Source organism: Streptomyces sp. NPDC015220 (assembly GCF_043079345.1).
Taxonomy (GTDB): domain Bacteria; phylum Actinomycetota; class Actinomycetes; order Streptomycetales; family Streptomycetaceae; genus Streptomyces.
This window is the reverse complement of record NZ_JBIBUK010000014.1, coordinates 13,751-40,733: the sequence shown is the minus strand read 5'-3', so window position 1 is coordinate 40,733 and position 26,983 is coordinate 13,751. Positions and strand designations below refer to the sequence as shown.

22 protein-coding genes are annotated in these 26,983 nt (G+C 75.1%); 8 read left to right on the top strand and 14 right to left on the bottom strand.

Features of this window, described 5'->3' with window-relative positions; genetic code table 11:
- Positions 1 to 35: 35 nt before the first annotated feature.
- From ACF061_RS25085 to ACF061_RS25075, 3 genes are read right to left on the bottom strand one after another with little or no spacing between them, the layout of a single operon-like run.
- Positions 36 to 770, bottom strand: coding sequence for a phosphatase PAP2 family protein (locus tag ACF061_RS25085; protein WP_392269209.1), 735 nt, complete (start codon positions 768 to 770; stop codon positions 36 to 38).
- Complete coding sequence (locus ACF061_RS25080; RefSeq protein WP_392269208.1) at positions 767 to 1,369, bottom strand: phosphatase PAP2 family protein; 603 nt, start codon at positions 1,367 to 1,369, stop codon at positions 767 to 769. The genes ACF061_RS25085 and ACF061_RS25080 overlap by 4 nt, the downstream gene beginning before the upstream one ends.
- On the bottom strand, positions 1,366 to 2,034 hold the full coding sequence (locus ACF061_RS25075) for a DedA family protein (protein WP_392269207.1): 669 nt from the start codon (positions 2,032 to 2,034) through the stop codon (positions 1,366 to 1,368). The genes ACF061_RS25080 and ACF061_RS25075 overlap by 4 nt, the downstream gene beginning before the upstream one ends.
- 319 nt (positions 2,035 to 2,353) lie before the next feature.
- Between ACF061_RS25075 and efeU the strand changes: the two genes are divergently transcribed.
- The 3 genes from efeU (at position 2,354) to ACF061_RS25060 (ending at position 6,998) form a co-directional block, all read left to right on the top strand.
- Positions 2,354 to 4,660 carry an iron uptake transporter permease EfeU gene (gene efeU, locus ACF061_RS25070; RefSeq protein WP_392269206.1) on the top strand — a complete coding sequence of 769 codons (2,307 nt, stop codon included), beginning with the start codon at positions 2,354 to 2,356 and terminating at the stop codon, positions 4,658 to 4,660.
- A 170-nt stretch (positions 4,661 to 4,830) separates the two neighbouring features.
- On the top strand, positions 4,831 to 6,120 hold the full coding sequence (gene efeB, locus ACF061_RS25065) for an iron uptake transporter deferrochelatase/peroxidase subunit (RefSeq protein ID WP_392269205.1): 1,290 nt from the start codon (positions 4,831 to 4,833) through the stop codon (positions 6,118 to 6,120).
- 392 nt (positions 6,121 to 6,512) lie between these two features.
- Positions 6,513 to 6,998 carry a DUF5709 domain-containing protein gene (locus ACF061_RS25060; protein WP_392269204.1) on the top strand — a complete coding sequence of 162 codons (486 nt, stop codon included), beginning with the start codon at positions 6,513 to 6,515 and terminating at the stop codon, positions 6,996 to 6,998.
- Positions 6,999 to 7,378: 380 nt separating this feature from the next.
- On the opposite strand, the gene ACF061_RS25055 is transcribed toward ACF061_RS25060, so the two are convergent.
- On the bottom strand, positions 7,379 to 7,585 hold the full coding sequence (locus ACF061_RS25055) for a hypothetical protein (RefSeq protein WP_392269203.1): 207 nt from the start codon (positions 7,583 to 7,585) through the stop codon (positions 7,379 to 7,381).
- Positions 7,586 to 7,879: 294 nt separating this feature from the next.
- On the opposite strand from ACF061_RS25055, the gene ACF061_RS25050 reads away from it, so the two are divergent.
- Together ACF061_RS25050 and ACF061_RS25045 are read left to right on the top strand one after the other, a co-directional pair.
- Entirely contained in the window at positions 7,880 to 9,724 is a 1,845-nt protein-coding gene (locus ACF061_RS25050) for a glycoside hydrolase family 15 protein (RefSeq protein WP_392269202.1), read from the top strand.
- Positions 9,725 to 9,820: 96 nt separating this feature from the next.
- Positions 9,821 to 10,057 (top strand): hypothetical protein, encoded by a 237-nt coding sequence (locus tag ACF061_RS25045; RefSeq protein ID WP_392269201.1) that lies wholly within the window; start codon positions 9,821 to 9,823, stop codon positions 10,055 to 10,057.
- A gap of 498 nt (positions 10,058 to 10,555) precedes the next feature.
- On the opposite strand, the gene ACF061_RS25040 is transcribed toward ACF061_RS25045, so the two are convergent.
- The 8 genes from ACF061_RS25040 to ACF061_RS25005 form a co-directional block, all read right to left on the bottom strand.
- The gene (locus ACF061_RS25040; protein WP_392269200.1) at positions 10,556 to 13,318 is read right to left on the bottom strand and encodes a SpoIIE family protein phosphatase; all 2,763 of its coding nucleotides are present in this window, start codon (positions 13,316 to 13,318) and stop codon (positions 10,556 to 10,558) included.
- A gap of 481 nt (positions 13,319 to 13,799) precedes the next feature.
- Positions 13,800 to 14,492 (bottom strand): GAF and ANTAR domain-containing protein, encoded by a 693-nt coding sequence (locus tag ACF061_RS25035; protein WP_392269199.1) that lies wholly within the window; start codon positions 14,490 to 14,492, stop codon positions 13,800 to 13,802.
- A 309-nt stretch (positions 14,493 to 14,801) separates the two neighbouring features.
- Positions 14,802 to 15,275 (bottom strand): hypothetical protein, encoded by a 474-nt coding sequence (locus ACF061_RS25030; protein ID WP_392269198.1) that lies wholly within the window; start codon positions 15,273 to 15,275, stop codon positions 14,802 to 14,804.
- A gap of 439 nt (positions 15,276 to 15,714) precedes the next feature.
- A complete protein-coding gene (locus tag ACF061_RS25025) occupies positions 15,715 to 16,617 on the bottom strand; it encodes a fructosamine kinase family protein (protein WP_392269197.1) in 903 nt (300 codons plus the stop codon).
- Positions 16,614 to 17,078, bottom strand: a complete 465-nt coding sequence (locus ACF061_RS25020; protein WP_392269196.1) for a low molecular weight protein-tyrosine-phosphatase — start codon at positions 17,076 to 17,078, stop codon at positions 16,614 to 16,616. The genes ACF061_RS25025 and ACF061_RS25020 overlap by 4 nt, the downstream gene beginning before the upstream one ends.
- 175 nt (positions 17,079 to 17,253) lie before the next feature.
- Positions 17,254 to 18,018 (bottom strand): metallophosphoesterase, encoded by a 765-nt coding sequence (locus tag ACF061_RS25015; protein WP_392269195.1) that lies wholly within the window; start codon positions 18,016 to 18,018, stop codon positions 17,254 to 17,256.
- Positions 18,015 to 18,317 carry a hypothetical protein gene (locus tag ACF061_RS25010; RefSeq protein WP_392269194.1) on the bottom strand — a complete coding sequence of 101 codons (303 nt, stop codon included), beginning with the start codon at positions 18,315 to 18,317 and terminating at the stop codon, positions 18,015 to 18,017. The genes ACF061_RS25015 and ACF061_RS25010 overlap by 4 nt, the downstream gene beginning before the upstream one ends.
- Positions 18,314 to 19,006 carry a hypothetical protein gene (locus ACF061_RS25005; RefSeq protein WP_392269193.1) on the bottom strand — a complete coding sequence of 231 codons (693 nt, stop codon included), beginning with the start codon at positions 19,004 to 19,006 and terminating at the stop codon, positions 18,314 to 18,316. Before ACF061_RS25005 ends, ACF061_RS25010 begins: the two co-directional genes overlap by 4 nt.
- Before the next feature lie 532 nt (positions 19,007 to 19,538).
- On the opposite strand from ACF061_RS25005, the gene ACF061_RS25000 reads away from it, so the two are divergent.
- Positions 19,539 to 21,818, top strand: coding sequence for a catalase (locus ACF061_RS25000; RefSeq protein ID WP_392269192.1), 2,280 nt, complete (start codon positions 19,539 to 19,541; stop codon positions 21,816 to 21,818).
- Positions 21,819 to 21,974: 156 nt separating this feature from the next.
- Positions 21,975 to 22,502, top strand: a complete 528-nt coding sequence (locus tag ACF061_RS24995) for a hypothetical protein (protein ID WP_392269353.1) — start codon at positions 21,975 to 21,977, stop codon at positions 22,500 to 22,502.
- 374 nt (positions 22,503 to 22,876) lie between these two features.
- Here ACF061_RS24995 and ACF061_RS24990 read toward each other — a convergent pair whose 3' ends face one another.
- Together ACF061_RS24990 and ACF061_RS24985 are read right to left on the bottom strand one after the other, a co-directional pair.
- Positions 22,877 to 24,484 carry a glycerol-3-phosphate dehydrogenase/oxidase gene (locus ACF061_RS24990; RefSeq protein ID WP_392269191.1) on the bottom strand — a complete coding sequence of 536 codons (1,608 nt, stop codon included), beginning with the start codon at positions 24,482 to 24,484 and terminating at the stop codon, positions 22,877 to 22,879.
- Positions 24,481 to 25,041, bottom strand: a complete 561-nt coding sequence (locus tag ACF061_RS24985; protein WP_392269352.1) for a TetR/AcrR family transcriptional regulator — start codon at positions 25,039 to 25,041, stop codon at positions 24,481 to 24,483. The genes ACF061_RS24990 and ACF061_RS24985 overlap by 4 nt, the downstream gene beginning before the upstream one ends.
- A 262-nt stretch (positions 25,042 to 25,303) precedes the next feature.
- On the opposite strand from ACF061_RS24985, the gene ACF061_RS24980 reads away from it, so the two are divergent.
- A complete protein-coding gene (locus ACF061_RS24980) occupies positions 25,304 to 26,908 on the top strand; it encodes an FAD-binding oxidoreductase (RefSeq protein WP_392269190.1) in 1,605 nt (534 codons plus the stop codon).
- The last annotated feature ends 75 nt before the right edge of the window (positions 26,909 to 26,983 follow it).

Below are 26,983 nucleotides of genomic sequence, written 5' to 3'. Positions count from 1 at the left end.
GCGGGACACGCCCGCTACGGCCGCGCCGGACCGGGTCACACCGAAGGCGACCGCCGCTGCCCTCCGGGAGGATCCCGGGGCGCGGGCTCCGCCTCCCGTCCCCCGGCCGGCCCCGTCAGGCCGTCCAGGACGCCTGCGGGCAGCCACCGGACCGCCGCGCACAGGCACAGCCCGAGCCAGCCCGCGGCGAAGAGCCAGCCGCCGACCACGTCGGTGAACCAGTGCACCCCGAGATACACCCGGGTCAGCCCCACCAGCGCGCCCCAGCAGCCCACCAGGAGACAGAGCGCCGTCCGGCCGCGCGGGGCACGCAGCAGCGTCGCGAGGATCACCAGCCCGGCCGTCAGCGCCGAGGTGGTGGTGTGCCCGGACGGGAACGACCAGCCGGTGGCGACCGTCGCCCAGCCCTGGAGCGGCGGACGCGGCCGGGCGATCAGCTCCATCACGCCGTAGCGCACCACCTGGCCCAGGGCCAGGCAGCAGACGCCCAGGGTCACCGCCGTCACCCGCCGGCGCGCCGTGCGGCCGAGGAGGACACCGGCCAGCGCCACGAGCACGTACGGCACCACACCGGTCCCGGTGGCGGTCAGCCCGCGGGCCACGGCCACAGCCACCTCCGGGCGGTGGCCGACGGACCAGGACAGCAGGTCCCGGTCGACGGGCAACGGGGCGCCACGGCCGCCGGTGACCACCAGACCGACGACGGTGAACGCCGCCCAGGCGCCCACTCCCGCGCTGCCCGCCAGATCCGCCGCGTCCCGGGGCCTCATGAGACCAGCAGGGGCCGCAGCCGGGTCCCGGTGATCCGCCGCGCCAGCCCCTCCGGCCGGCGCAGCAGCACCTTCGTCGCGACGAGGGCGACCAGGGCGCCGGTCACGATCCCGACCAACACGTCGTGCGGATAGTGGGCGCCGACCCACACCCGCGAGAGCGCCATCGCGAGCGCCGCCACGCAGGCGACCACCCCGAGCCGGCGGGAGACGGCGAACAGCGCCACCGCCGACGCCGCGGCGATCGCCGCGTGATTGCTGGGGAAGGACCAGTCGGTGCGCGCCGGGCAGGCCTCCAGGGTGACCGTGTGCAGCGTCCGGCACGGCCGCACCTCGTGGACGGCGAGTTTCACCAGCGAGTTCACCGCGTAGGCGGCGACCACCACGACCGGCGCGGCCAGCGCGGTCACCGCCGCCGCGGCGCTCACCCGGCGCGCCCGCCACCAGCCGACCAGCATCAGCACGGCGAACACCGCGAGGCCGTACGCCGACCACGCCGACACGGTGCCGTCGAGCCAGCCGGGGGAGCGGCGGGCCAGATCCACCACGTTCGTGTAGAGGGAACCGTCGATCGACGAGCCCGACAGGGCGAGGATCATCCGCGCGCCTCCTTCGCCTTCGCCGCCCGGCGCGAGCGCAGCACCTCGGCCGCGAGCGGGATCAACGACACCGCGACGATCAGCGCGATCACCGGCAGCAGGTACTTGTCGACGTTCGGGACGGACGAGCCGAGCGCGTACCCGGCGAGCGTGAGGCCGATGCTCCAGAGGAGACCGCCGGCCACCTGCCACACGGTGAAGGTCCGGACCGGCACGCCCAGGGCGCCCGCCATCGGATTGAGCACCGTCCGCACCACCGGCACGAAGCGGGCCAGCACGATCGCCTTCGCGTGCCCGTAGCGGGTCAGGAGTTCCTCGGCGCGTCGGGCGCCCTCGTGCAGGCGCTGCGAGCCGCTGCGGGCGAGCAGGGCGCCGCCCGCCCTGCGGCCCAGCAGATAGCCGCACTGCGAGCCGGCGAGCGCGCCCACGGCGGCGGCGACCAGCAACGGGGCCAACGACAGCCGCACCCCCCGGTCGGCCGTGCCCGTGCACAGCAGCCCGGCGGTGAACAGCAGGGAGTCGCCGGGCAGGAAGAAGCCGATCAGCAGTCCCGTCTCGGCGAACATCACCACGCCGACGCCCAGCACGCCGAAGGCGGCCAGCAGTGACTGGGCGTCCAGCACGTTGACGGCGAGCTGCGACGACAGGTACGGGGGAGCGAGCATCGTCGCGGGCCCTTTCCGTAGGGTCGGCGGACGCGCCGGACAGGCGGCGCACCCGACGAGTGACTACAAATCTGTAGACCGTCTACTGCACTGTAGACGAAAACGATCGCCGCCGTGTTCCGGTGATCACCCGAACGGGTGAACCGAACCGCGGTGAGGGCGTACGCACCCCGTCCCACTCCGACTTTTGCCCGGTCATTACCCCTTCATGACCGGGCGACTACATGCGTGTAGTCATGATGGTGCGCGAAGTAAGGCATGCCTTCTCTTACTCGGTCCCACGGTGGCCGGGACGGTGTGCCGGGGAGGGCCGCACGGCATGTGGGACGACGCGTTTCCGAGCTTCCTGATCGGACTGCGAGAAGGGCTCGAAGGCGGACTCATCGTCTCCATCCTGGTCGCGACCCTGGTCCGGGCCGGTGCCAAGTCCAGGTTGCCGCAGGTGTGGACCGGTGTCCTGGCGGCGATCGCGCTCGCGCTGAGCTTCGGCGCGGTGCTCACCTTCACCGCCGCGTCCCTCTCCGCGACCGCGCAGGAGGCGTTCGGCGGCGGCCTCAGCGTGGTGGCCGTCGCGTTCGTCACCGCGATGGTGTTCTGGATGCGCCGTTCGGCCCGCGGTCTCTCCGGCGAGATCAAGCAGAAGGTGACCGGAGCGCTCTCCATGGGAGCGGGCGTGCTCGTCCTCACCTCCTTCCTCGCGGTCGGCCGCGAGGGCCTGGAGACCGCGCTGTTCCTGTGGACCACCGCCCGCGCGGCCGGCGAGTCCGCCGGGCCGCTGACGGGCGCCGGGATCGGCCTGGTCCTCGCGGCCGGTCTGTGCTGGGGCCTGTACCGGCGGGTCCTGAGGATCAACCTCACCAAGTTCTTCACCGCCACCGGAGCCGTCCTGATCGTGATCGCGGCCGGCGTCCTCGGGTACGGCCTGCGCGACCTCCAGGAGGGCGGTGCGCTGCCCGGCAAGGCCGCGTACGCCGTCGACCTGGGCGCGAGCGTGGACGCGGGCTCCTGGTACAGCACCCTGGTCCAGGGCGTCCTCAACCTGACCCCGACGATGACCTGGCTCCAGGTCGTCGCCTACGCCGGCTACCTCGCCGTGGTCATGACCCTCTTCGTCCGCGGCGTGCGGGGCACCGCCGCGGTGACCGCGAAACCGGCCGCGACCGAGGCCCGCGCGACGGCGGAGCCGGAGCCCCGGCCCACGGCGGCGGGCTCCGAGGCCGTGCCCGGGACCGGGTCGGCGCCCCGGGGCACGGTCACCGCACCCGCACCGCCCGTGTCCGAGCGGGTTCCGCCGGCCCGGGCCGTACCGGCGCCGACCGCGGCCCGGTCGGCGCCGGCGGAACCGGCGGCGGCCCCGCCGGAACCGACCCCGGGCGAACCGGCGGCGGGCACGACCGGCCCGGCCCCGGCCCCGGGCGAACCGGCTCAGATCGGACCGGTCCCGGCTCCGGCCGCTCCCGTCTCCCGCCGTCGTCCCGCCTGGGTCGTGCCCGTCGCCGTCGTCGCGGTGCCGGCGGTCGTCGCGGGGCTCGTCGTGGCGCTGGGCCGGCCCAAGCCCGCCGGGGCGCAGACCGTCGCCGTCTCCCCGACGGAGTGCGGCAAGGGCTTCACCGCGCCGGAACCCGGCCGGCAGACCTTCCGGATGCGCAACACCGGGTCCAAGACCTCAGAGGTGTACCTGATCGACCCGGCCACCGGCGCGGTCTACGGCGAGATCGAGGGCCTGGCCCCCGGCACCACCCGTGACCTGGTCGCCACGGTCGCGGGCGGCAGCTACGCCTGGCGCTGCGTGCCCACCGGCGGCTCCGCCGTCACCTCCAGGGCCGTCCGGGTCGGCGGCGGGACGGGCGCCCGGGCGGTCGTCCCCGTCTCCGAGCAGGACCTCGCCGGCCCGCTCGAGCAGTACCGGCGGTACGTCGACGCCGGGCTCGCCGACCTCGTCGTCCGGACCGCCCGGCTGAACGACGACATCCAGGCAGGCCACCTCGACGCGGCCCGCGCCGACTGGCTCACCGCCCACCGCGCCTACGCCTCCCTCGGCGCCGCCTACGGCACCTTCGAGGACTTCGACCGGAAGATCGACGGCAGGCCGGACGGGCTGCCCGGCGGCGTCGCCGACAAGGACTTCACCGGTTTCCGCCGCATCGAGTACGGCCTGTGGCACGGTCAGGACGCGGACCGGCTGAAGGGCCCCGCCCGACGGCTCGCCGCCGACGCGGCCGGCCTGAGCAAGGCCTTCCCCACCCAGGACTTCGACCCGGGCGACCTGCCCCTGCGCGCCCACGAGATCCTCGAGAACACCCTGCAGTTCGAGCTCACCGGCGACGCCGACCAGGGCAGCGGCACCGAGCTGGCCACCACCGACGCCAACCTCACCGGCACCCGCGAACTGCTCACCGTGCTGAAGCCACTGCTCACCAGCCGCGCGCCGCACCTGCTGCCCACCGTCGACACGGACGTCGCGCGGCTGCGCAAGCTGCTCGACGCGGCCCGCCACGGCGACTCCTGGACCCCGGTGGACCGGCTCGGGGAGGTCGCCCGGGCCCGCCTGGACGGCGCCATGGGACAGCTCCTGGAGGACCTGGCCCCCGTGCCGGACCTGCTGGAGATCCGGAAATCGGCCTGATGACCGCACCGCTCGCCGCACCCACCGGTACCTCCCGGACCGCCACGCCCGGAACCACCCGAACGACCGGAAGCACCGGGTCCTCCGGGACCTCCCGGGCCGCCGCGCCCGGAACCACCGTCAGCACCGGGACCTCCCGGACCACCGCACGCTCGGAAGGGAACCGCTCCATGCCGTCCGCCGAAACGTCCGCCCCGCAGGGCGGCTGTCCCGCCGGGCACGGCCGCCGCACCTTCGTCAGGACGGCGCTGGGCGCGGGGGCCGCGGGAGCCGCCCTGGCCGGCGGCGGCTTCGCCCTGAGCCAGGCCGGCAGCGCCGACGCGCACGCCGCGGACACCTCCGGCGCATCCGGCGCCGCGAGGATTCCCTTCCACGGCGCCCACCAGGCGGGCGTGCTCACCCCGGCCCAGGCCGCCGCCACCTTCGTCTCCTTCCAGGTCGTCGCCGACAGCCGTGCGGAACTCGCCGACCTGCTGAGGACCATCACCGAGCGGGCCCGGTTCCTCACCGCCGGCGGCACCCCCGCCGACCTGGGCGTCGGCGCCCCGCCCTCCGACAACGGCATCCTCGGCCCACAGATCCCCGCCGACGCCCTCACCGTCACCGCGGGCGTCGGCGCCTCCCTGTTCGACGACCGCTACGGCCTCGCCCGGGCCAGGCCGCGCAGGCTCACCCCGATGCGCACCTTCCCCAACGACGACCTCCGGGCCGCCGAGTGCCACGGCGACCTCTCCCTGCAGATCTGCGCCGACCGCCAGGACACCGTGCTGCACGCGCTGCGCGACATTGCCCGGCACACCCGCGGCGCCATGCAGATCAAATGGCGCGTCGACGGCTTCCAGAGCACCCCGCGGCCCAGCGGCGCCCAGCGCAACCTCCTCGGCTTCAAGGACGGCATCGCCAACCCGGACGTGACCTCGGCCCGGGAGACCGACCGTCTGATCTGGGTGGGCGACGGACAGGGCGAGCCCGCCTGGGCGGCCGGCGGCAGCTACCAGGTCATCCGGATCATCCGCATGCTGGTCGAGTTCTGGGACCGGGTGTCGCTGACCGAGCAGGAGAAGATGTTCGGCCGCCGCAAGGACACCGGCGCCCCGCTCGACGGCGCCGAGGAGACCGACGCCCCCAACTACGCCAAGGACCCGCACGGCACGGCGATCCCGCTGGACGCCCACATCCGACTGGCCAACCCGCGCACCGCCGCCACCGACGCCTCCCGCCTGCTGCGCCGCGGCTACAACTACGACCGGGGCGTCGACGACGTCGGCAACCTCGACATGGGCCTGGTCTTCTGCTGCTACCAGCAGGACGTCATGCGCCAGTTCGAGGCCACACAGACCAGGCTGATCGACGAACCCCTGGTCGACTACATCTCCCCGAGGGGCGGCGGCTACTTCTTCGTGCTCCCGGGAGTGCGCGACTCCGCCGACTGGCTCGGCCGCGGGCTGCTGGCGGCCTGAACGCCGCCCGGCCCGGCCCGCGAGCGGCCCGCGAGCGGGCCTACCGCGGCCGCACGCCGTCCGGCTGGGCCCGGTCCCACCCGGCCAGGTCCGTTCATCCCGCTGGGCCCGGTGCCACTCGGCCGTGCCCGGCGGCCCGGGTCCGATGCCGCACGGACCGTCGTGACGGCGCGGGACCGTCGTCGTCGGCCTGTTCCTCCTCACCCGGGCCCTCGCCCTGGCGGTTCCTGGTGGTGCGGAAGGTGGGCCGCATCGAGGAGAAGTGCACGGCGGGCCCGGCCACGTCCGCGGAACCGGCGGCGGACCGGAACCCGTGACCGGGTGATTGGAGCGGGCCCAGCGGGAAACGCGGATCACGACACCCGACAGTGAGCCACCGCGAGGGAGGACCCGTGAGCACCGATCCGATGGCCGACGACGCCTACCAGCCCACCGGGAGCAATGAGGAGCAGGAGGACGCCGCGCCGCTGGACATGCAGGACGCGGTGGACGAGCGGACCTACGACGACACCCTCGACGAGGGGTACTCCCCGCCGGAGAAGCCGCTCGGCGTCGACAAGTACGGCACCACCGCCGCCGAGCAGCACGAGGGCGAGAGCCTCGACCAGCGGCTGGCCCAGGAGCGGCCGGACATCGAGGAACCCGAGGGCGACGGCGTGGGCGACCTGCCCGGCGGCGACGGCGAGCCGGTGGATTCCGAGGCGGGCGACGCCCGCGCCGGCCGGCTGGTGGCCCCGGACGAGGGCGCGCACACCGACACCACCAAGGAGGAGGTGGCCGCCGACGTGGGCATCGACGCGGGAGCCGCCGGCGCCGAGGAGGCCGCGGTGCACGTCGTCGAGGACGACACCGCCCGCTCCGACTACGACCGATCCTGACCCGCGCACGCGTCCTCCGCCCCCGGCCCCCGAGCCGCCCGGCCCGCAGCGGCCCGGTCGCCACGCTCCGTACGGCGACCGGACCGCGGCGGGCCTGGTGTCGAGCAGTGCAAACCCGTGTCGAGGCGTGCGACGCCCGCGGTGCTGCCGCGGGCCGCCCGCACCTGCCGCCGACGTCGCGTCGCCGTCCGCCCGTGGCCGTCACCGTCCGGCCGCCGCGGACGCCGCGGGAGCGGCAGGACGGAGCAGCCGGCGGCAGGACCCGGACCAGCCGGCGGCAGGACCCGGACCAGCCGGCGGCAGCACCCGGAACAGCCGGTGGGGCCGGAGCGTTCGTGCTCCGACCCCACCGCGGCGACGGACCGTCACGGCCCGCCAAGCTAGGGCAGCAGCTTGTCCAGGGCGGCCGGGCCCTCCGTTTCGATCTTGCGCTTGGCCCACTCCAGGTTGCGCGGCGTGATGTCCCGGCCCGCGGCCAGCACCACGTCCTCCGGCGAGACATCGGTGCCGGTACGGGCATGGAGCAGCCTGTCCGGGGTGCACGGGTTCCCGGACGAGCGGGATGCTTCGGATTCTGACGTCGACATGTGTCCTCCTCGGGTCCGGCCGGGTTCCCGCCCGGGTCCGTGCTGCGGGACCCGTGCTGCGGGACCGGGACCTCCTCCAACGATTGCCCGCCGCGCCGCTCCCTGCATCCGGAAGGGCCTCGGCGGTGGCCGGCCCGGTGCCGGCCGGCTGTAGGGGTACCTGCCCGCGGTGCCGGAAAACCTCCGGCCCGCCCACCTGCTCCTAAGCTGGAAGAAGCTGGAAGAGCCCGAGAAGGCAGGGCAGCGGCCCGAGGTCCTGAGCTGCCCGCGCGCCCAGACAGGGAGGCCGTCGTCATGGCCGAGACCCCGAGCCCGCAGCTCCCGCCCCACGAGCCCTGCCACGTGCCGATCGCCGACCACGGCCTGATCGGCGACCTGCGCACCGTCGCCCTCGTCGGCACCGACGGCACGATCGACTGGTACTGCTGCCCCGCCTTCGACTCCCCCAGTGTGTTCGCGGCCGTGCTGGACGCCGAGCGGGGCGGCTGCTTCGAACTCGCCGCGGTCGAGGCGGCGCGCACCAAGCAGTTCTACTTCCCCGACACCAACGTGCTGATCACCCGCTTCTTCTCCGAGGACGGCGTCGGCGAGGTGCAGGACTTCATGCCGGTGACCGGCGGGGCCGGGGCCGCCGGGGAGGCCGAGCGGCACCGGCTGATCCGGCGGGTGGTGTGCGTGCGCGGCACCCTCGCCTTCCGGGCCCGGGTGGCCCCCCGGTTCAACTACGGCGCCGACCCGCACACGGTCCGCACCGAGGGCCTGGTGGTCCTGTTCGAGTCGCCGTCGCTGTCCCTCTCCCTCACCGCCACCGTGCCGCTGGAGGCCGAGGGACCGGATGTCCGGGCGGACTTCAAGCTCATCGAAGGGGAGTCGGCCGTCTTCGCCCTCGACCAGGTGGGCGGCCACGTGGTGCCGCGCCGCTGCGCCCGCGCGGAGGCCGACGAGCAGTTCGCGGCCACCGTGGCGTACTGGCGGCGCTGGCTGGCGCAGTCCCGCTACCGCGGCCGCTGGCGCGAGATGGTCCACCGCTCCGCGCTCACCCTGAAGCTGCTCACCTACGCCCCGACCGGCGCCATCGTCGCCGCGCCCACCACGAGCCTGCCCGAGCGGCTGGGCGGCGAGCGGAACTGGGACTACCGCTACGTCTGGGTGCGTGACGCCGCGTTCGCCGTCTACGCACTGCTGCGGCTGGGGTTCTCCGGCGAGGCCGCCGCCTTCATGCGGTTCGTGACCCGGCACATCAGCCCGGGCGACGGCAGGGCGACCGGCCCGCTGCAGATCATGTACGGCATCGACGGCCGCACCGAACTGCCCGAGCGGGAACTCGGCCACCTGGCGGGACACCTGGACTCGGCCCCGGTCCGGGTAGGCAACGCAGCCGCCGACCAGCTCCAACTGGACATCTACGGCGCCCTGATCGACTCGATCTACCTCTACGACAAGTGGGCCGAGCCGATCTCCAGCGCCCAGTGGGACGACGTGTGCGGGCTGGTCGACTGGGTCTGCGAGAACTGGGACCAGCCGGACGAGGGCGTGTGGGAGACCCGGGGCGGCCGCAAGGACTTCCTGTACTCGCGCCTGATGTGCTGGGTGGCCGTCGAACGGGCGATCCGGCTGGCCAACCGCCGCGGGCTGCCCGCCGATCTGCCGCGCTGGCGGCAGGGCCGGGACGCGATCTACCGGCGCGTGATGGACCGGGGCTGGTCGGCGAAGCGGCAGGCCTTCGTCCAGTACGAGGGCGGCGACGTGCTGGACGCCGCCGTGCTGATGATGCCGCTGGCGAAGTTCATCGCCCCCACCGACCCCAAGTGGCTGGCCACGCTGGACGCGCTCACCGAGGATCTGGTCTCCGACTCCCTGGTCTACCGCTACGACCCGCGGACCAGTCCCGACGGGCTGCGCGGCGACGAGGGCACCTTCTCCATCTGCTCGTTCTGGTACGTCGAGGCCCTCACCCGGGCCGGCCGCCTAGACGAGGCCCGGCTGGCCTTCGAGAAGATGCTCACCTACGGCAACCACCTCGGCCTGTACGCCGAGGAGATCGGCCGCACCGGCGAGCAGCAGGGCAATTTCCCGCAGGCCTTCACACACCTGTCCCTGATCAGCGCCGCCTACAACCTCGACCGGGCCCTGGGCTGACCCGGTGTGTGTCCGGCGTCGCCCGGGGGTACCCGGCGCCCCACCGAGGACGAAGGTCCCGGATTCCCACCGGGTCCCGGCGAGGAGGAGGCCCGCATGACGAGCGGTACCGAGACCGGTGACGTCACCGGTACGCGGGACAAGGACTACGACCTCATCTGGTTCGTCGAGGCGTGCCTGAAGAACGCGCTGCGGCTGGAGCAGTACATCCAGGACGCGGAGCGGGAGAAGGACGACGAGATCGTGGAACTGTTCCGCAAGGCGCAGGCGGACAGCCGCAAGGGCGCCGAGCTGGGCAAGCAACTGCTCCGGCAGCGCCTGAGCGGCGGCTGAGGGCGCCCCGGCCGGGCCGGCCCCCCGAAGACCCGTCGAGGGCCCTGGGGCCGGTCCGGCGCGCGTGCGCCGGCCGACGTGGCCCGGGGCTCGTACGCCTTCCGCCGCCGGCGGCGGGGGCCCGGGCCGAGGTCGTGCCCGCGCGGGAAGAAGACCCGCTGTTCGGTGCCGACCCCGCCGGCGCCGCCCCGGGCCTCCGTCTGTCGGCCCGGCCCACCTCGGCGCGTGGAGGAACGAGTAGAGGTGTGCCTCCTCGTCGCCGCACGCCCTCGCCGGCGGTTCCGTGCGGCGGCGCGGGACGCGATCCCGTGGGCCGCGGAAACCCGTCGGCGGCTCGTCACCGCCGCCGGGCGTCACGAGCGCTGCGGAGCAGGCGAACCGGCCGAGCGCGCGCGGCGGCTCGACCAGGCCGTCGCCCTTCGGGCGCGGAGTCCGCGGGTACGTACGGAGGCAGCCTGCGAAGGGGCGGGCGCGTGTCTGGGCAGCGGCGGGGACGCGTCAGGGCAGCGGTTGTTCGGCCCAGATGACCTTTCCCGAGCGCGTGTAGCGGGTGCCCCACCGCTCGGCGAGCTGCGCCACCAGGAACAGGCCCCGGCCGCCCTCGTCCGTGGCGGTCGCGTAGCGCAGGTGCGGCGAGGTGCTGCCGCTGTCGAACACCTCGCAGATCAGGGCGCGGTCGCGCAGCACACGCACCCGGATGGGCGGGCTGCCGTAGCGGATCGCGTTGGTGACCAGCTCGCTGAGGATCAGCTCGGTGGTGAAGGTCAGCTCCTCCAGCCCCCACCGCGCCAGCCGCCGGGTCACCGAGGCGCGCACCTCGCCCACGGCCGCCGGGTCCGGCGGCACGTCCCACTCGGCGACCCGATCGGCGTCCAGGGCCCGGGTCCGCGCGACGAGCAGCGCGATGTCGTCGCCCGGCCGGAACGGCTGCCGGGCGTCGAGCACCGCGCGGCAGGTCTCCTCGGGCGACTCGCCGGCCGTGGCGAGCGTCGCGCGCAGCTCCTCCAGACCGGTGTCGATGTCCCGCTTCCGGTCCTCCACGAGCCCGTCGGTGTACAGGACCAGCCGGCTGCCCTCGGCCAGCTCCAGCTCGGCCGTCTCGAACGGCAGCCCGCCCAGACCCAGCGGTGGACCGGCGGGCACGTCGGCGAAGGCGACCTGGCCGGTGGGGTCGATCACGGCGGGCGGCGGATGGCCGGCCCGGGCGAGGGCGCACCGCCGGGAGACCGGGTCGTAGATCGCGTACAGACAGGTCGCGCCGACGACGGGGGCGCCGGGCCCGTCCGCCGTCTCGTCCTGGTCGATACGCCCCACCAGTTCGTCCAGCAGCGTCAGCAGCTCGTCGGGCGGCAGGTCCAGGGCGGAGAAGTTGTGCACCGCGGTGCGCAGCCGGCCCATGGTCGCCGCCGCGTGCAGCCCGTGGCCCACGACGTCGCCGACGACCAGCGCGACCCGCGCCCCGGACAGCGGCAGCACGTCGAACCAGTCCCCGCCCACGCCCGACTGCGCGGGCAGGTAACGGTAGGCGACGTCCAGGGCGCTCTGCTCGGGCAGGCTGCGCGGCAGCAGACTGCGCTGCAGGGTGACGGCCATGCCGTGCTCGCGCGTGTAGCGGCGGGCGTTGTCGATGGAGACCGCGGCCCGGGCGACCAGCTCCTCGGCGAGGGCCAGCTCCTCGGCGTCGAACGGCTCCGGCTTCTCGGACCGCCAGAAGCTGACCAGTCCCAGCACCACCGCCCCGGCCCGCACCGGCACGCTGATCAGCGAGTGGATGCCGTACTCCACGATCCGCTCGGTGCGCTCCGGGTCCTGGGCCAGCCAGCCCGCGGCCGCCGCCAGGCGCGGTTCGAGGACCGCTCTGCGGGACCGGAGGCTGTCGGCCTGCGGCGAGGAGGCGATGAAACGCATCTGTTTTCCCACCGGATACAGCGGGACGCCCTCGCGGATGCCGGCGAGCGCCGCACGCCGCAGCGCGGCTCCCGGTTCCGGGTCCTCGCCGCGCAGGACCGCGTCGTACAGGTCCACGGTGGCGAAGTCCGCGAACCGGGGCACGGCGACCTGGGCCAGTTCCTCGGAGGTCCGGGTCACGTCGAGGGTGGTGCCGACGCCCAGCCCGGCGTCGTACAGCAGGCTGAGGCGTTCCCGGGCCACCTCCGCGCGACCGGACAGGGCGCGCAGCTCCGTGGAGTCGCGCAGCGTGGCCACGCTGCCCGACGGGCCGCCCTCCAGGTCGGTGGGCCGCTGGTTGATGGCCAGCAGCCGGTCGCCGACCAGGTGCACCTCGTCGGTCGCGATCCGTCCGGAGGTCAGCAGCTCGGCGGTGGCGGGGTCGAGGCCGAGGTCGGGCACGCTCCGCCGCTCCGCGTCCTCGGGCAGGTCGAGCAGGCGGTGCGCCTCGTCGTTGGCGAGCAGCAGTTCGCCCTGCTCGCCGACGATGACGACGCCCTCCCGGACGGAGTGCAGCACCGCGTCGTGGTGCTCGTACATCCGGGTCATCTCGCCCGGCCCCAGACCATGTGTCTGGCGCAGCAGCCGTCTGCTGACCAGTGCCGTTCCGCCCGTGGCCAGGGACAGTCCCACGGCCGCCGCGCCCAGCACGACGGGCAGCTGCCGGTCGGCCGGCCCCCCGGCGTTCCGGGTGGTGATGCCGGCCGCCACCAGTCCCACCACCGTGCCGTCCGGCGCCCTGACCGGCACCACGGCCTGCACCAGGGGCCCGATGGTTCCGTTGACCTCCTGGATGACGGTGCCGCCGTTCAGCGCGGGCTGGATGGCGCCGACGAACTTCCCTCCGATGCGGTTCGGAACGGGGTGGGTGTAGCGGACCCCGGCGGTGTTCATCACCACGATGAAGTCGACGTGCGCGGCCGCGCGGGCGGCCTCGGCCCGCGGTTGCAGGAGGGCCGACGGGTCGGGGGAGGCCAGTGCCGCGGGGGTGCCCGGCGCGTTGGCGAACGTCTCGGCGACGGCGAGCGACCGGTCGCCGGCCGCCTCGGTGCTGTCGTGCCGTACTTGCAGCACCAGTGCCGCCACGGCCGCCAGGACCAGCAGCAGCACGACGACCACCTGGAGCAGGAACACCTGCCCGGCGACGCTGCGTCCGCGCAGCGCGGAGCGCAGTCCGGCGGACGGGCCGGCCGCGGACCGCCTCCGTTCGGCGCGCTCGCGCGCCCGGCGGGCGGGGCCGGGCGCGTGATCGAGGCGCTCGTCGCTGGGACGGCGGGCCGACCGGGGGCCGGTTCGACCCGGAAGTCGGACCATGTTGCCATGTCTACACTGCCGCGCCGCGTGAGGCGAGGGCCGTCACCCTCTCCTGAGGAGACGTCGGCCCCTTACGCGCGAGCCGGCGTGGGCGGTGGCTGCGGCCCGTCGGAGCGACCGGGCCAGGCCCGCTCCGACGGCGGTCCGGCCGACAGGCGAGGCGGCGCGGGCCCGCTTTCCGGGGGAGGGGGCCACATCGAGGGGCGGCCCCCGGGCGGGACGGCGTCACCGCCCCGGTGGTGCCGTCCGGCAGGCCGCGGACACCGGTAGGGCCGTCCGGGCGGCGCGGCCGGGCGCGCGCCACCCGGACGGCCCGCCCCGTGCGCCCGTCGCGTCCGTCTGCCGCGTGCACCCGTCGCGTCTGCCCGTCGCGTCCGCCCGGCGCGGTGGTGCGCGGGCGCACGGCGGTGCGGGAGGTCAGCGGGACGGGCAGTACGGAAGCGACCGCGAGACCGGGAACCGGGCCTTTCCGGGGTGCCCGTCAGGGCTTCTCGGGCGCCTTGTCGCGGATGTTCTGGGCGACGTCGCGGAGTTTGATGTTGTGGTGCTGGGAGATGCGGCGCAGGACCGCGAAGGCGTCGTCCTCGCTGAGCCGGTGGCGCTCGCGCAGCATGCCCATGGCCTCGCCGATCGCGTGCCGGGTCTCCAGGGCGTGTTCGAGCTGGTCGACGGTGCGGGCGCTGGACACCGCCACGGCGGCGTGCGAGGCGAGCAGCCAGCCGGCCGTCTCGCTCTCCGGGGTGAACGCGCCGGGACGGCTGGAGTAGCAGTTCAACGCCCCGAAGTCGTCGTCCTCGGTGTAGAGGAGGAAGCCCATCATGCTGCCGATGCCCAGGTCACGGGCGGCGGGCGCGTACCGTGGCCAGGCGGGCTGCGGTTTCGACATGTCGGCGATGCGGAATATCCGGTCGTCGTTCACCCGGCGGGCGGCGTCGAAGCAGGGGCCCTCGTTCAGCTCGCCCTGCAACCGGTCGGACTCGGCGACCATGTCCCCGCTCACCGCCAGGCTGACGGCGCGGCCCCTGCGCACGGCGAGGATCCCGGATGCCTCGCACCCGTCGATCAGCTGGACCGCCGCCGCGACGACTCCGTCGAGCGTCGCCTGAGGGGAGCCCTGCGCCAGCAGACGCCGGGCGAGCTCGGCCATCTGCTCGGCGAACTCACGCCAGTCCATCCTGCCCGCACCACCCCTTCTCCCGGCCGCCCGCCCAGCGAGGGTGACGCCGCCCGCGCCCTCCGGCAGCCGCAGCCTACCTCGCACGCACGGTCGTACCCGCAACTCCGATCATGACGCCAATGCGCGCCGGGCCGCCAGGCGGGGCCGCCGACGCGTGCGGTCCCACCGGGGAGCGAGGGGCCGCACCGGGGAGCGAGGGGCCGCACCGAGGCGGGCGCGGCACGGCCCGGGCATGCCGGCGCCCCGGCCGCTGGGCCGGGGCGCCGGGGGAGTGCGGCGTTCAGGACCGTACGGGCGTCCCCGTGGTCAGTGGCCCCAGGTGCCCTGGTTGACCGCGCAGTTCCAGCCGGAACCGTGCAGGGTGAGCTTCAGCTTGTAGCTGCGGTTGTTCAGCAGGCGCGTGTGCACCCGGAAGCCGAGGCTCGCCTTGCCCTTGAGGGTCGAGGTGTAGACCGAGACGGTCTGCGAGGTCCTGTGGCTGATCCGGCCGCCGGTCGGGGCCGCCGTGCCGAAGCGCAGGTTCTTGACGTTGGTGACGGTGAAGGTGACCTTCTTGAAGCTCTTGCCGGTCTTGCTCTTGACGCCGAAGTACAGGCCGCCGTTGGTGACCCAGCCGTTGTGGTCGACGTAGAAGCGGGTCGGATAGACGATGTTGACCGGGCAGCCGGTGCTCTGCGGTGCGGCGGTCGCCGCGGAGGCGGCCCCGGCGAGGCCGAGTTGGGCGGCGGTGACGAGCCCGGCGGCGGCCAGGGCGGCGACGGTCGTGCGTGTGCGGTTCACTCGGGTGACCCTTTCCCCCTGCGGCCCTGACGGGCCGAACGGCATGACCGGTGGCGCACCCCCGTGGTACGCCGCATGCCGTGACGCCGTATTTCTTAGCACGTGCCGGACGCGGTACGGCGACGGCTGGGGCAGCCGTTCCACTTGGTGACGAAACCGGGACATGGCCGGGGCGACCCCCCGCAGGTGAACACGTCATGCGGGGGACTTCTTCACCCTCAAGGGTGGAAGCGGGCTGATGTGTTGACGGCTGGTGGCGCCCTGCGCCGACGGCGGGTCCGGCGAGTCCGTGGGTGCGGTGCGGCGCCGTCGGGTACGCGGGGCAGCGGCTTGCGGGTGCCCCGTGCCCACGCCGGCCCCGCCCTGCCGGGAAGGGCCGGGCGGGGGAGGGCCCGGGATCAGCTCCGGGCGGGACCGGCCGGGCTCGTGGCGGCCAGGATCACCGGCCGGTGCTCCTGGCCGCCGCGACCGCCTGTTCGGCGTAGCCGCGTCCGAACAGCACGGTGTGCACCAGCAGCGGGAAGAGCTGGTGCAGCCCGATGCGGCCGGCCCAGCCGTCGGCGAGGGGCGCCGTCTGCTGGTAGCCGGCCAGCACCCGGTCCAGGTGCGGGCAGCCGAACAGGTGGAGCATGGCCAGGTCGGTCTCCCGGTGGCCGCCGTGCGCGGCCGGGTCGATCAGCCAGACCTGGCCGTCCGCGCCCCACAGGACGTTGCCGTTCCACAGGTCGCCGTGCAGCCGCGCGGGCGGTTCCGCCGGGCCGGCGAGCTCGGGCAGCCGTTCGAGGACGCCCTCGATCACCGCCGCCTCGGCCGGGCGCAGGGCGGCGTCGTCGACCGCACGGCGCAGATAGGGGAGCACCCGGTGCTCGGCGTACCAGCTCGGCCAGTCGTCGCGAGGGACGTTGCGCATCGGGGCGAGCCCGATGTACGCCTCCTCGGGGCCGCCCGGGGGCGGCGCGCCGAACGCGGGCGCACCGGCGGCGTGCAGCGCGGCCAGGTCACGGCCGAACCGGAGGGCGGCCCGGGCGTCCGGCCGGCCCGTGGTGACCCGGTCGGTCACCAGCCGGCGCCGGTCGTGACCGCGCACCGCGGGGACGCGCACGGCTCCGGCCAGGGCGAGCCAGCGCAGCCCCGCGGCCTCGGCGCGCACGGCGTCCGGCTCGGCACCGTCCTTGACCATCACCGCCCGGCCGTCGTCGAGCGTCACTTCGGCGAGCGTCGCGGACAGCCGGTGCTCGGCGGTCACCCGGCGCCCGGTCAGCCGGGCCGCGGCGGCGCCCGGACCGCCGTCGCCGGGACCCGGTCCGCCCTCGTCGGCTCCGGCCGCCGGACCCGCGGTCACGACGGCAGCCGCTCGCGCACCCAGGAGAGCAGGCCGGGCACCGCGGCCTCGATCATGGCCAGCACCTCGTCGAACCCCTCCGGGCCGCCGTAGTAGGGGTCGGGCACGTCGAGGTCACCGGTGGCGTCGGGATCGAAGGAGCGCAGCATCCGCACCCGGGACGGGTCGTCGACGAGGCGGCGCAGCGCCTTCTCGTGGCCCCGGTCCATGGCCAGGAACAGATCGGCGTCCAGGTGCTCCGCGCCGACCTGCGCGGCCACGTGCTCGACCGGATAGCCGTGCCGGGCCAGCGCCGCACCGGCTCGTGCGTCGATGGCCTCCCCGACGTGCCACGGCCCGATGCCGGCGCTGCTGACCCGCACCGACTCCGCCAGTCCGGCCCGGCGCAGCCGCTCGGCGAGGACCAGCGCGGCGGACGGCGACCGGCAGATGTTCCCGCTGCAGACGAAACAGATGTGCACGGGCCCAGACTACGCAGCGGCCGCCGGGGCGCGCCGTGGCCCCCGCCGGGCCCGGGCCCCGCCGTCCCCGGGCCCTCTCCGGCCCGCCCGTGTCACCCGTGTCCTGGCTCCCCCGCCGTGCGCGACGGCGCCGCCGGAGCGTCGCGGACGGCGGCGCCGCGCCGGTGGTGAGGGCTCAGCCGGGGTGCCCGCCGGGTGCGCCGGCCGGGACGGGCCGGCGCGCGTGCACGTGGTAGACGTGGAAGGCCCGGCCGATGACCGGCTGGGCGACGTTGCGCACCCGCACCCCGCCGCTGGTCATGCCGTTCTCCGTGCCCGCGTGCGCGTGGCCGTGCACGGCGAGGTCGGCGCCCGCCGTGTCGACGGCCTCGGCCAGCAGGTAGCTGCCGAGGAAGGGGTAGATCTCCAGGGGCTCGCCGGCGAGCGTCTCGGGCACGGGGGAGTAGTGGGTCAGCGCGATCCGCACGTCGCAGCCCTGTTCGCCGAGCTGCTCCAGCGAGGTGCGCAGGTTGTCGGCGCAGCGGCGGGTGTACCGGACGAACTCCTTCATCAGCGGCTCGCCGAACTCGCCCGCGCAGCGCCCGACGAAGCCGCCGCCGAACCCCTTGGTGCCGGCCACGCCGACGCGTGCCCCGTCGCAGGGCACGACGACTCCGCTCCCCTCCAGCACCTGGGCGCCGGCGTCCTCCAGGACTGCGGTGACCTCCTCGGGCCGGTCGGCGTGGTGGTCGTGGTTGCCCAGGACCGCCACCACCGGCACGCCCAGGTCCCGGATCTCCTCGGCCACCACCCGCGCCTCCTCCGGCGTGCCGTGCCGGGTGAGGTCGCCGGCCAGCAGCAGGACGTCGGCGCAGTCGGGCAGGGTCTCGAACGCGGGACGGAGCGTGCCCCGGGTCTCGGGCGCCATGTGGATGTCCCCGACGGCTGCTATCCGGATCATGCGAGGTCCTCCGCGTGGTCGGGAGAGGTGGCGTCGGCGACGACGATGTCGCAGTGGACCCGGTGCCCGGCCAGCTCCGCGTCGACGAGGCCGCAGATCTCGTCGCGGCAGTGCGCCGAGGGGACCGTGCCGGTCAGCAACAGGGCCTCGCCGCGCACCTCAAGCCGTACCCCCAGCTCGCCCAGGGGGCCGGCGGCGATCCGCTCCCTCAGATGGGCGATGCGGTACTCCAGGTTGGCCCCGGCGTCGTTCCCGCCGGCCGGGGCGCCGGCCGCCGGCTCCGCGTCGTGCTGGCTCATGACTGCTCCTTCCGCGTCTCCAGCGGGGCGATGACGTTCAGGCGTTCGAGGAGGAAGAAGAACGCGGCGGGCATGGGCTCGTCGCCGCAGGCGCGCCGGATCCACGCCCAGTCGACCTTCTCGCGCAGGGCGCGGGCGATCGGCAGGACGGCCCCGAAGTCGCAGTGGTGTTCGGAGAAGGCGGAGACCAGGCTCCACAGCAGATCGGTGGGGGCCAGCACGGGCATCCGGACGGAGTCGACCGACAGCTCCTCGGCCCGGTCCAGCATGTCCACGGAGACGGGCTGGTGGGCCAGTTCGAAGATGATGTCGATGTCCTGGTCGAAGCACTTGGCCTTGATCAGCCAGTCCTCCGGCGGCACGTAGACGGTCAGGCCGCCTTCCCGCAGGGTGTCCGCCACCGCCTCGGCGTCGTCGGGGCGTACGCAGAAGTCGGCGTCGTGCTGAAGGTTCTCGCTGCCGCCGTGCGCGTAGGCGGCCACGCTGCCCGCCAGCGCGAACGCGTGCCCCTTCCGTTTCAGGAGCGCCCCCACCTGTTTGGCCGCCTCCAGGATCGCCTGGTTGCGGTCGCGCGGCAGGTGTTCCTCCCGCGGTGGCGCTCCGTGGCGCGAGGAACCGTCCGCGGCCAGACGAAGGCCGGCGGAACCCGCCTGCCGGGCGGGGGCCGCGTCGCCTCCGTTGTGTGCCATGCCCACTCCATTCACTGCACCGAACCCGGACCACGCGCACCGGGCCGAGCACCGGCGGCGGCCGCGGGCGCGCTCCCGGGCGCCTCTCGTGTCCGGCGGGTACCCGGCGTGCCCGCATCGACACGGCGCGCCGGTTGCGGGTCCGGCGCCGACGGGCGAAGGGACCGAGCCGGCGGCCGGGGTCCCGCGCCGCCGCCGGGCGGGTCACCGCGACCGGGGACGTCCCACCGGGCTTGAGCGCCCTTTCCGGGGTACGCGGGTGGGGCGGTCGATGCGGCGAGGGTGCGGAGGGAGGGCACGGGGTGAGGACGCTACCCGGGGATCACCCCCTCGTTGTCCGCCCCATGCGCCGCTGCCCACCCCATGAGAGATTGACAGGGTTGACGCCCTTTCGTGGCGATTCATCCACTCGCCCATAGGGATCGGGCCCAGCGGTGACGGACCGGCGCGGCCGAGGACGACCGGCAATCGCAGAGCACACGGCCGAGGCGCCCGTACGGCGGTACGGCCAGGATCGGAGGAACGAGCACTGATGAGCGAGGCCAACCCCATCAAGCAGGCAGCCCAGAAGGTCACCGACGCGCTGCGCGGCGACGGCGCGGGACCGGAAGAGGGCATCCCCGGGAAGCCGGCGCCCGAGTCGCCGTCCGTCGCGGAGCCGACCGAGCCCCGGGACCCGCTGCCGCCCAAGCCGGACCAGAGCGGCCCGGACACCGTCTCGCCCACGGGGCAGCCGACCGGGGCGGACCGCGCCCGGATGGCGCAGAGCGGCAGCTATCTGACCACCGCCCAGGGCGCACGCCTGTACGACACCGACCACTCGCTCAAGGCCGGGCCCCGCGGACCCGTCCTGCTGCAGGACCACCACCTGCGCGAGAAGATCATGCACTTCGACCACGAGCGCATCCCCGAGCGCGTGGTCCACGCCCGCGGCTCCGCGGCACACGGCGTCTTCACCAGCTACGGCACGGCGGCCTCCGTGACCAAGGCGGCGTTCCTCGCCAAGGACGTGGAGACCCCGGTCTTCGTCCGGTTCTCCACCGTGCTGGGCTCGCGCGGCTCGGCCGACACCGTGCGCGACACCCGGGGGTTCGCCACGAAGTTCTACACCAGCGAGGGCGTCTTCGACCTGGTCGGCAACAACATCCCGGTCTTCTTCATCCAGGACGCCATCAAGTTCCCCGACATCGTGCACGCGGCCAAGCCGCACCCCGACCGGGAGATCCCCCAGGCGCAGACGGCCCACGACACCCACTGGGACTTCGTCACCCTGCACACCGAGGCCACCCACCACGTCCTGTGGAACATGTCCGACCGGGGCATCCCGCGCTCCTTCCGGACCATGGAGGGCTTCGGCGTCCACACCTTCCGGCTGGTCGACGCCGAGGGCGGGACCACACTGGTGAAGTGGCACTGGAAGCCGAAGCTCGGCGTGCACTCCCTGGTGTGGGAGGAGGCGCAGATCATCGGCGGCGTCGACCCGGACTTCCACCGACGGGACCTCGCCGACGCCATCGAGGCGGGCGCCTACCCCGAGTGGGAGCTCGGCATCCAGACCTTCCCCGACACCCCCGACCAGACCTTCGAGGGCATCGACCTGCTGGACCCGACCAACATCGTCCCCGAGGAACTCGCCCCCGTGCAGCCCGTCGGCCGGCTCGTCCTCAACCGCAACCCGTCCAACTTCTTCGCCGAGACCGAGCAGGTCGCCTTCCACGTCGGCCACCTCGTGCCCGGCATCGACATCACCGACGACCCGCTGCTCGCCGGACGCCTCTTCTCCTACCTGGACACCCAGATCACCCGTCTGGGCGGCCCGAACTTCCCGCAGATCCCGATCAACCGCCCGCACGCACCGGTCAACGACATGCTGCGCGACGGCTTCCACCAGACGGCCGTGCACCGGGGCGTGGCCCCCTACCGGCCCAACTCCCTCGACGGCGGCTGCCCGTTCACCGCCGGCGCGGACACGGGCGCGTACATCGAGACGCCGGTACGGGTCCCCGAGGGGAGGAAGGTACGCGAGGCGCCGGAGACGTTCGCGGACCACTTCAGCCAGCCCCGCCGGTTCTGGCTCAGCATGAGCCCGGTCGAGCGCGAGCACATCATCGGCGCCTACACCTTCGAGCTCGGCAAGTGCTACGAGCAGGCGATCAAGGAGCGCGGACTGCAGGTGCTGGCCAACATCGACCCCGAGCTGTGCGCCGAGGTCGCCGCCGGGCTCGGCCTGCCGGCGCCCGAGGCCACCGTGCCGCTCGCCGACGTCCAGCCCAGCGCCGCCCTCTCCCAGGTCGGCCGGACCTGGCCCACGGACGGCAGGATCATCGGCATCGTCGCCGGCCCGGACGGTGACGTGGACGGCGTACGGGCGGTACGCGAGGCGGTGCTCGCCGGCGGCATGGTGCCCCTCGTCGTCGCACCGTCCGGCGGCAGGCTCGGCGACGGCGCCGACGCGCTGACCGTCCAGCGCACCTACGCCACCGCGCGCTCGGTGGAGTTCGACGCCCTGCTGGTGGCCGGGACACCGGGCGTGGGCGCCGACGCCTTCGGCGCCCGGGACGCCAAGTCCCCCCTCCCCTCGGCGCAGCTTGCGACCCACGACCCGCGGGTCGGTCTGCTGCTGTCCGAGGCGTTCCGGCACGGAAAGGCGATCGGCGCCTGGAAGGGCGCCGAGGCCGCGCTGGAGGCGGCCGGGGTGCCCGCCGACGCGCCCGGCGTGATCGTCGGCGACAGCGGCACCACCACGCTGGAGCAGATCGTGCGCCTCCTGGGCGCGCACCGCGTCTGGGAACGCTTCCCCGCGGGGGTCTGACCCGCACCCGCCCCACCGCACAGCGTCCGGGCCTCCTCCGCCCGGTGTGGCCGAAGCCACGCCCCGGAGGAGGCCCGGACCATATCGCCGGCCACGAGCCGCGGGCTACCGTTCGAAGCAGTCCCCGTGTCCGCGAACAGTTCGAACGGCCCACCAGTGCTCGAAGATCTCTCCCCCCTCATCGCGGCGACCGCCCAATGGCTCACCAGCGCCTATCCGGCCGCCGGCGGCGCCCTGGCGTCCGCCCTGTGCGAGGTGCAGGCGCGCCAGGCCGTGACGGTGGCGGCCTGGCTGCGCTACCCGACGCCGATGGACGCCGCGCTGGTCGGCATGTCCGGCCCCGGCGGCTCCGCCCGGCTGGACTGGATCACCGGCGCGGACGGCGCCGAGGAGGACGACCCGGACACCCGCGCCTGGCGCACCTGGGTGGACGAGGTCGTCGCCAGCTGGGCCGCCTGTCTGCTCGCCGACCCCGGCCTGGCCGGCCGCGCGGTGACCGCGCTCGCCGACGGAGAGCGCGCCGGCGGCCCGCCGGTCGAGTTCAGGCGCCTGCTCGCACCCGACGAGGCGGACCGCCGGGCCGCCGCGCTGCTGCGCCATCCCGACTTCCTCGCGCCGGTGGCCGTCCTGCACCGCACCCAGCTCCTGGACCGCCTGGAGCCGGGCCGGGCGATGGCGGCCTGAGCCCGCCGCCCGCGAACCCGCCGGGGCCGCCCGCCGAGGCCGCCCGCCGCGGCGGGCACAGCGGGACGCGCCTGCCGGGACTCACCCGCCGGGAGACACACACCCGGGACGCGCTCACCGGGACACACCTGTCGGAACGCGCTCACCGATGCCCACCCGCGGGGATGCGCCCAACGGGACTCACCCACCGGTACCCACCCGCTGGGATCGCCCACCCCGGACACACCCACGCCGGACACACCCGCCCCGCACACACCCACGCCGGACACACCCGCCCCGCACACACCCGCCCCGCACACACCCGCCCCGCACACACCCGCCCCGCACACACCCGCCCCGGACACGCTGGCCGCGACCGGTGCTCGCCGGTGGGCTCAGCGGGACTCCAGCGCCTCGCCCACCGCGTCCCGCGCGGCGCCGAGTGCCGCCGCGCGGTCGGCCGGGACCAGGCCGATGCGGGTGCGCCGGTCCAGGAGGTCCGCCTCGTCGAGCGCGCCCTCGTGGCGTACGGCCCACACCAGTTCGGCACGGGTGACGGGGTGGCCCGCGGGCACGGGTTCGCGCAGTCGTGGGTCGCGGACGCCCAGGGCGTGCACGGCGGGCGCCTCGGTGCCGTAGCGGCGGACCAGCCGGCGCGGCGCCCGCAGCGCGGCGAGGACCCGCGGCGACGCCGCGCCGACGAGCGGGAGGGAGGCCGTCGGGGAGGGGCCCGCGGCCAGCCCGCGCGCCGTCAGGGCGGCGTCCACGGCGTCCTCGGCCATCCGACGGTAGGTGGTGAGCTTACCGCCGACCACGGTGACCACACCGTCCGGCGAAGTGAGCACGGCGTGCCTGCGGGAGATGTCCGCGGTCCGGGGCGCCGGGCCGGTGCCGCCCGCCGGGCCGGTGTCCAGCAGGGGACGCAGCCCCGCGAAGGCGCCCACCACGTCCTCGCGCCGCACCGGCGCCTCCAGGGCGCAACCCAGCACGTCGAGCAGGAAGCCGATGTCGCTCTCGGGAACTTCGGGGACGTCGGGCACCGCGCCGTCGACCGGTTCGTCGGTGAGTCCGACGTAGACCCGGCCGTCGCCCTGGGGCAGCACCAGGACGAAGCGGTTGGTCTCCCCGGGGACGGGAACGTGCAGTCCGGCGGGCAGCGGCCCCAGCCGGTCGGAGCGCAGTACGAGGTGGGTCCCGCGCGAGGGCCGGATCCGGACCCCCTCGACCAGGCCGCCCGCCCACACGCCGCCGGCGTTGATCACGGCGCGGGCCCGGATCTCGCCCTCCTCGCCGGTCAGTTCGTCGCGGACGCGGGCGCCGGAAGCGGTGAGCTCCAGCGCGCGGACCCGGGTCAGGATCCGCGCGCCGTGCGCGGCCGCCGTACGGGCGACGGCGGTGACCAGGCGGGCGTCGTCGGTGAGGCGGCCGTCCCAGGACAGCAGGCCGCCGCGGAGCCCGGTGCCGCGCACCGCGGGGGCCAGGTGGCGGGTCTCCACCGCGGAGAGCCTGCGCGGCGCCGGAAGGGTGGCGCGGGCGGTGCGCGCCGCCAGGCGCAGGCCGTCGCCCGCGCGGAAGCCCGCCCAGGCGAGGGCGGCCTGACCGCGGGAGACCAGGGGAGTCAGCGGCAGGACGAACGGCTGCGCGCCGACCAGGTGCGGCGCGGTGCGCTCCATCAGCACCCCGCGTTCGACCGCGCTCTCGTGGGCGACGTCGAGCTGGGCCGAGGCGAGGTAGCGCAGCCCGCCGTGGATGAGCTTGGAGCTCCAGCGGGAGGTGCCGAAGGCCAGGTCGTGCGCGTCGATCGCGGCCACGGTCAGACCGCGGGCGGCGGCGTCGAGCGCGGCCCCGGCGCCCGTCGCGCCCAGTCCGACGACCAGTACGTCCACGGCCGGTCCGCCGACGGTCAGGGCCAGCTCGCGTGCGCGGCGCGCTGCGGTCAGCGACGAGCCCGGAGCCGGACCGGCCGGGTCGTCCGGGTTCAGTGGGCTGCTGCCGGAGCTCATGGCGTCAGGTTCCTCTCCAGGATGGTCCGCAGTTCCGCGAGGAACGCCTCCGCGGTCAGTTCGGGATCGTCCTCGCCGGTCATGGTGCGCAGCGACAGCGTGAAGGACTGGACGACCAGCAGCAGGGACCGCGCCTGCCGGGCCGGGTGCCCGACCCGCACCGTCCCGTCGGCGTGGCCCTCGCGCAGGAAGCCGGCGATCAGGTCGAGCAGGGCCTCCTGGCTGGCGCCGCGCCGGTCCAGCACGTAGGGGAGGAGGAGCTCGGGATCGACGTCGACGATCTTGCGGAAGAGCGGATGCGCGCGGAACGCGGCCACCCCGGCCACCAGCCCGTCCACGACCAGCGCGCGGGTGCCGGTACCCGGCCGGCGCTCGGGCATCGCCCCGGTGGCCACCCCGATCCACTCCCGGGTCATCAGATCGCCCACCAGCGACCGCACGTCCGGCCAGCGCCGGTAGAGCGTCATCCGGGAGACGCCGGCGCGACGGGCCACGTCCGTCATGGTCGTACGGCGCACACCGACGGCCAGGACGCAGTCGCGCACGGCGTCGAGCACGGGATCACCTGCCGAACCGGCCGCGCCTGCTGAATTGGCCGCGCCTGCCGAACCGGCCGAATGCTCCGGACCGGCCGCGCCCGCGGAACCGGCCGAATGCTCCGGACCGGCCGCGTCGGCCGAGCCGTCGGCCCCCTCCGAACCGTTGTGACGAATAGGCGTCATGTGTAACAGTGTAACGCCCCACGAGGCCGCACCCCCGCCCCGGCGGTGAAGCGCGCGGGCACGGCACCCCTCGAACCGACCGGTGAGGAACAACCCCATGGACATGCTGTGGAGCGGCTGGGGCGACCCGGCCAAGGCCACACCGCTGCCCGACTCGGTGACCGCGCTGCTGCGCGATCTGCTCGGGGTCGTGCCGCGCGGCACGGGGCCGGTCGGCCTCACGGACCTCGACGTCCCCGAGTCGCCGCTGACGGCCGCCGCTCACCGGGCGCTGCTGGACGCCGTCGGCGACGCGGCGCACGTGCGCACGGACGCCGAGTCCCGCGTCCGCCACACCCGGGGCAAGTCCACCCCCGACCTGCTGCGGATCCGCAGCGGTGACGTCACCGGCCTCCCCGCGGCCGTGGTGCTCCCGGACGGCCACGACGAGGTGCTCGCCGTCCTGCGCGCCTGCGCCGCCCACGGCCTGGCCGCCGTCCCGTTCGGCGGCGGCACCTCCGTCGTCGGCGGTCTCGCCCCCGAGCGGCCGGCGTCCGACCGGCGCCCGTTCGTGGCCCTGGACCTGCGCCGCATGGACCGCCTGCTCGCCCTCGACCCGGTCTCCCGCACCGCGACCCTCCAGCCCGGGCTGCGCGCCCCGCGGGCCGAGGCGCTGCTCGCCGAGCACGGCTTCACCCTCGGCCACTTCCCGCAGTCCTACGAGTGGGCCACCATCGGGGGGTTCGCCGCCGCCCGCTCCAGCGGCCAGGCGTCGGCCGGATACGGCCGCTTCGACGAGATGGTCCTCGGCCTCACCCTCGCCACGCCCGAGGGCACCCTGGAGACCGGCCGCGCACCGCGCTCGGCGGCCGGACCCGACCTGCGTCAGCTCGTCCTCGGTTCCGAGGGCGCGTTCGGCGTCATCACCTCGGTGACCGTGCGCCTGCGCCCCCTGCCCACGACCCGTGTCCACGAGGGCTGGCGCTTCGCCTCCTTCGAGGAGGGCGCCGCCGCGCTGCGCCGGCTCGCCCAGGACGGGCCGCGGCCGACCGTGCTGCGTCTGTCCGACGAGACCGAGACGCTGATCGGCCTCGCCCAGCCCGACGCCATCGGCGTCCCGGGCGCGTCGCGGGCGGGCTGCCAGGCGATCGTGGGCCACGAGGGCACCGCCGAGGACGTCGCCCGCCGCAGGGAGGGCGCCGCGGCCGTCCTGCGCGAGTGCGGCGGCACCTACCTCGGCGAGGAACCGGGCGAGCGCTGGGCGCACGGCCGCTACTCGGCGCCGTACCTGCGCGACGCGCTCCTGGACGTGGGCGCGTTCGCCGAGACACTGGAGACCGCCGCCTTCTGGTCCCGCCTGCCCGGGCTGTACGCGGCCGTCCGCGACGCCCTGACCGCGGCGCTCACCGAGGCCGGCACCCCGCCGCTGGTGATGTGCCACGTCTCGCACGTCTACGAGAACGGCGCATCCCTCTACTTCACGGTGGTCTGCGCGCAGGGCGAGGACCCCGTGGCGCACTGGACGCCCGCCAAGCACGCCGCCAACGAGGCGATCCTCGCCGCGGGCGGCACCATCAGCCACCACCACGGCGTGGGCACCGACCACCGCGACTGGTACCTGCGGGAGGCAGGGCCGCTCGGCGCCGACGCGCTGCGGGCCGTCAAACGGCGCCTGGACCCGGCCGGCCTGCTCAACCCGGGCGTCCTCCTGCCCCCGGGCTGACCCCCGGCCCGGCCCTCCCGCCGAGCACGGCCCCGCCCGGCTTCCCCCGTCCCGTGACCGCGCCACCCGCCCCTC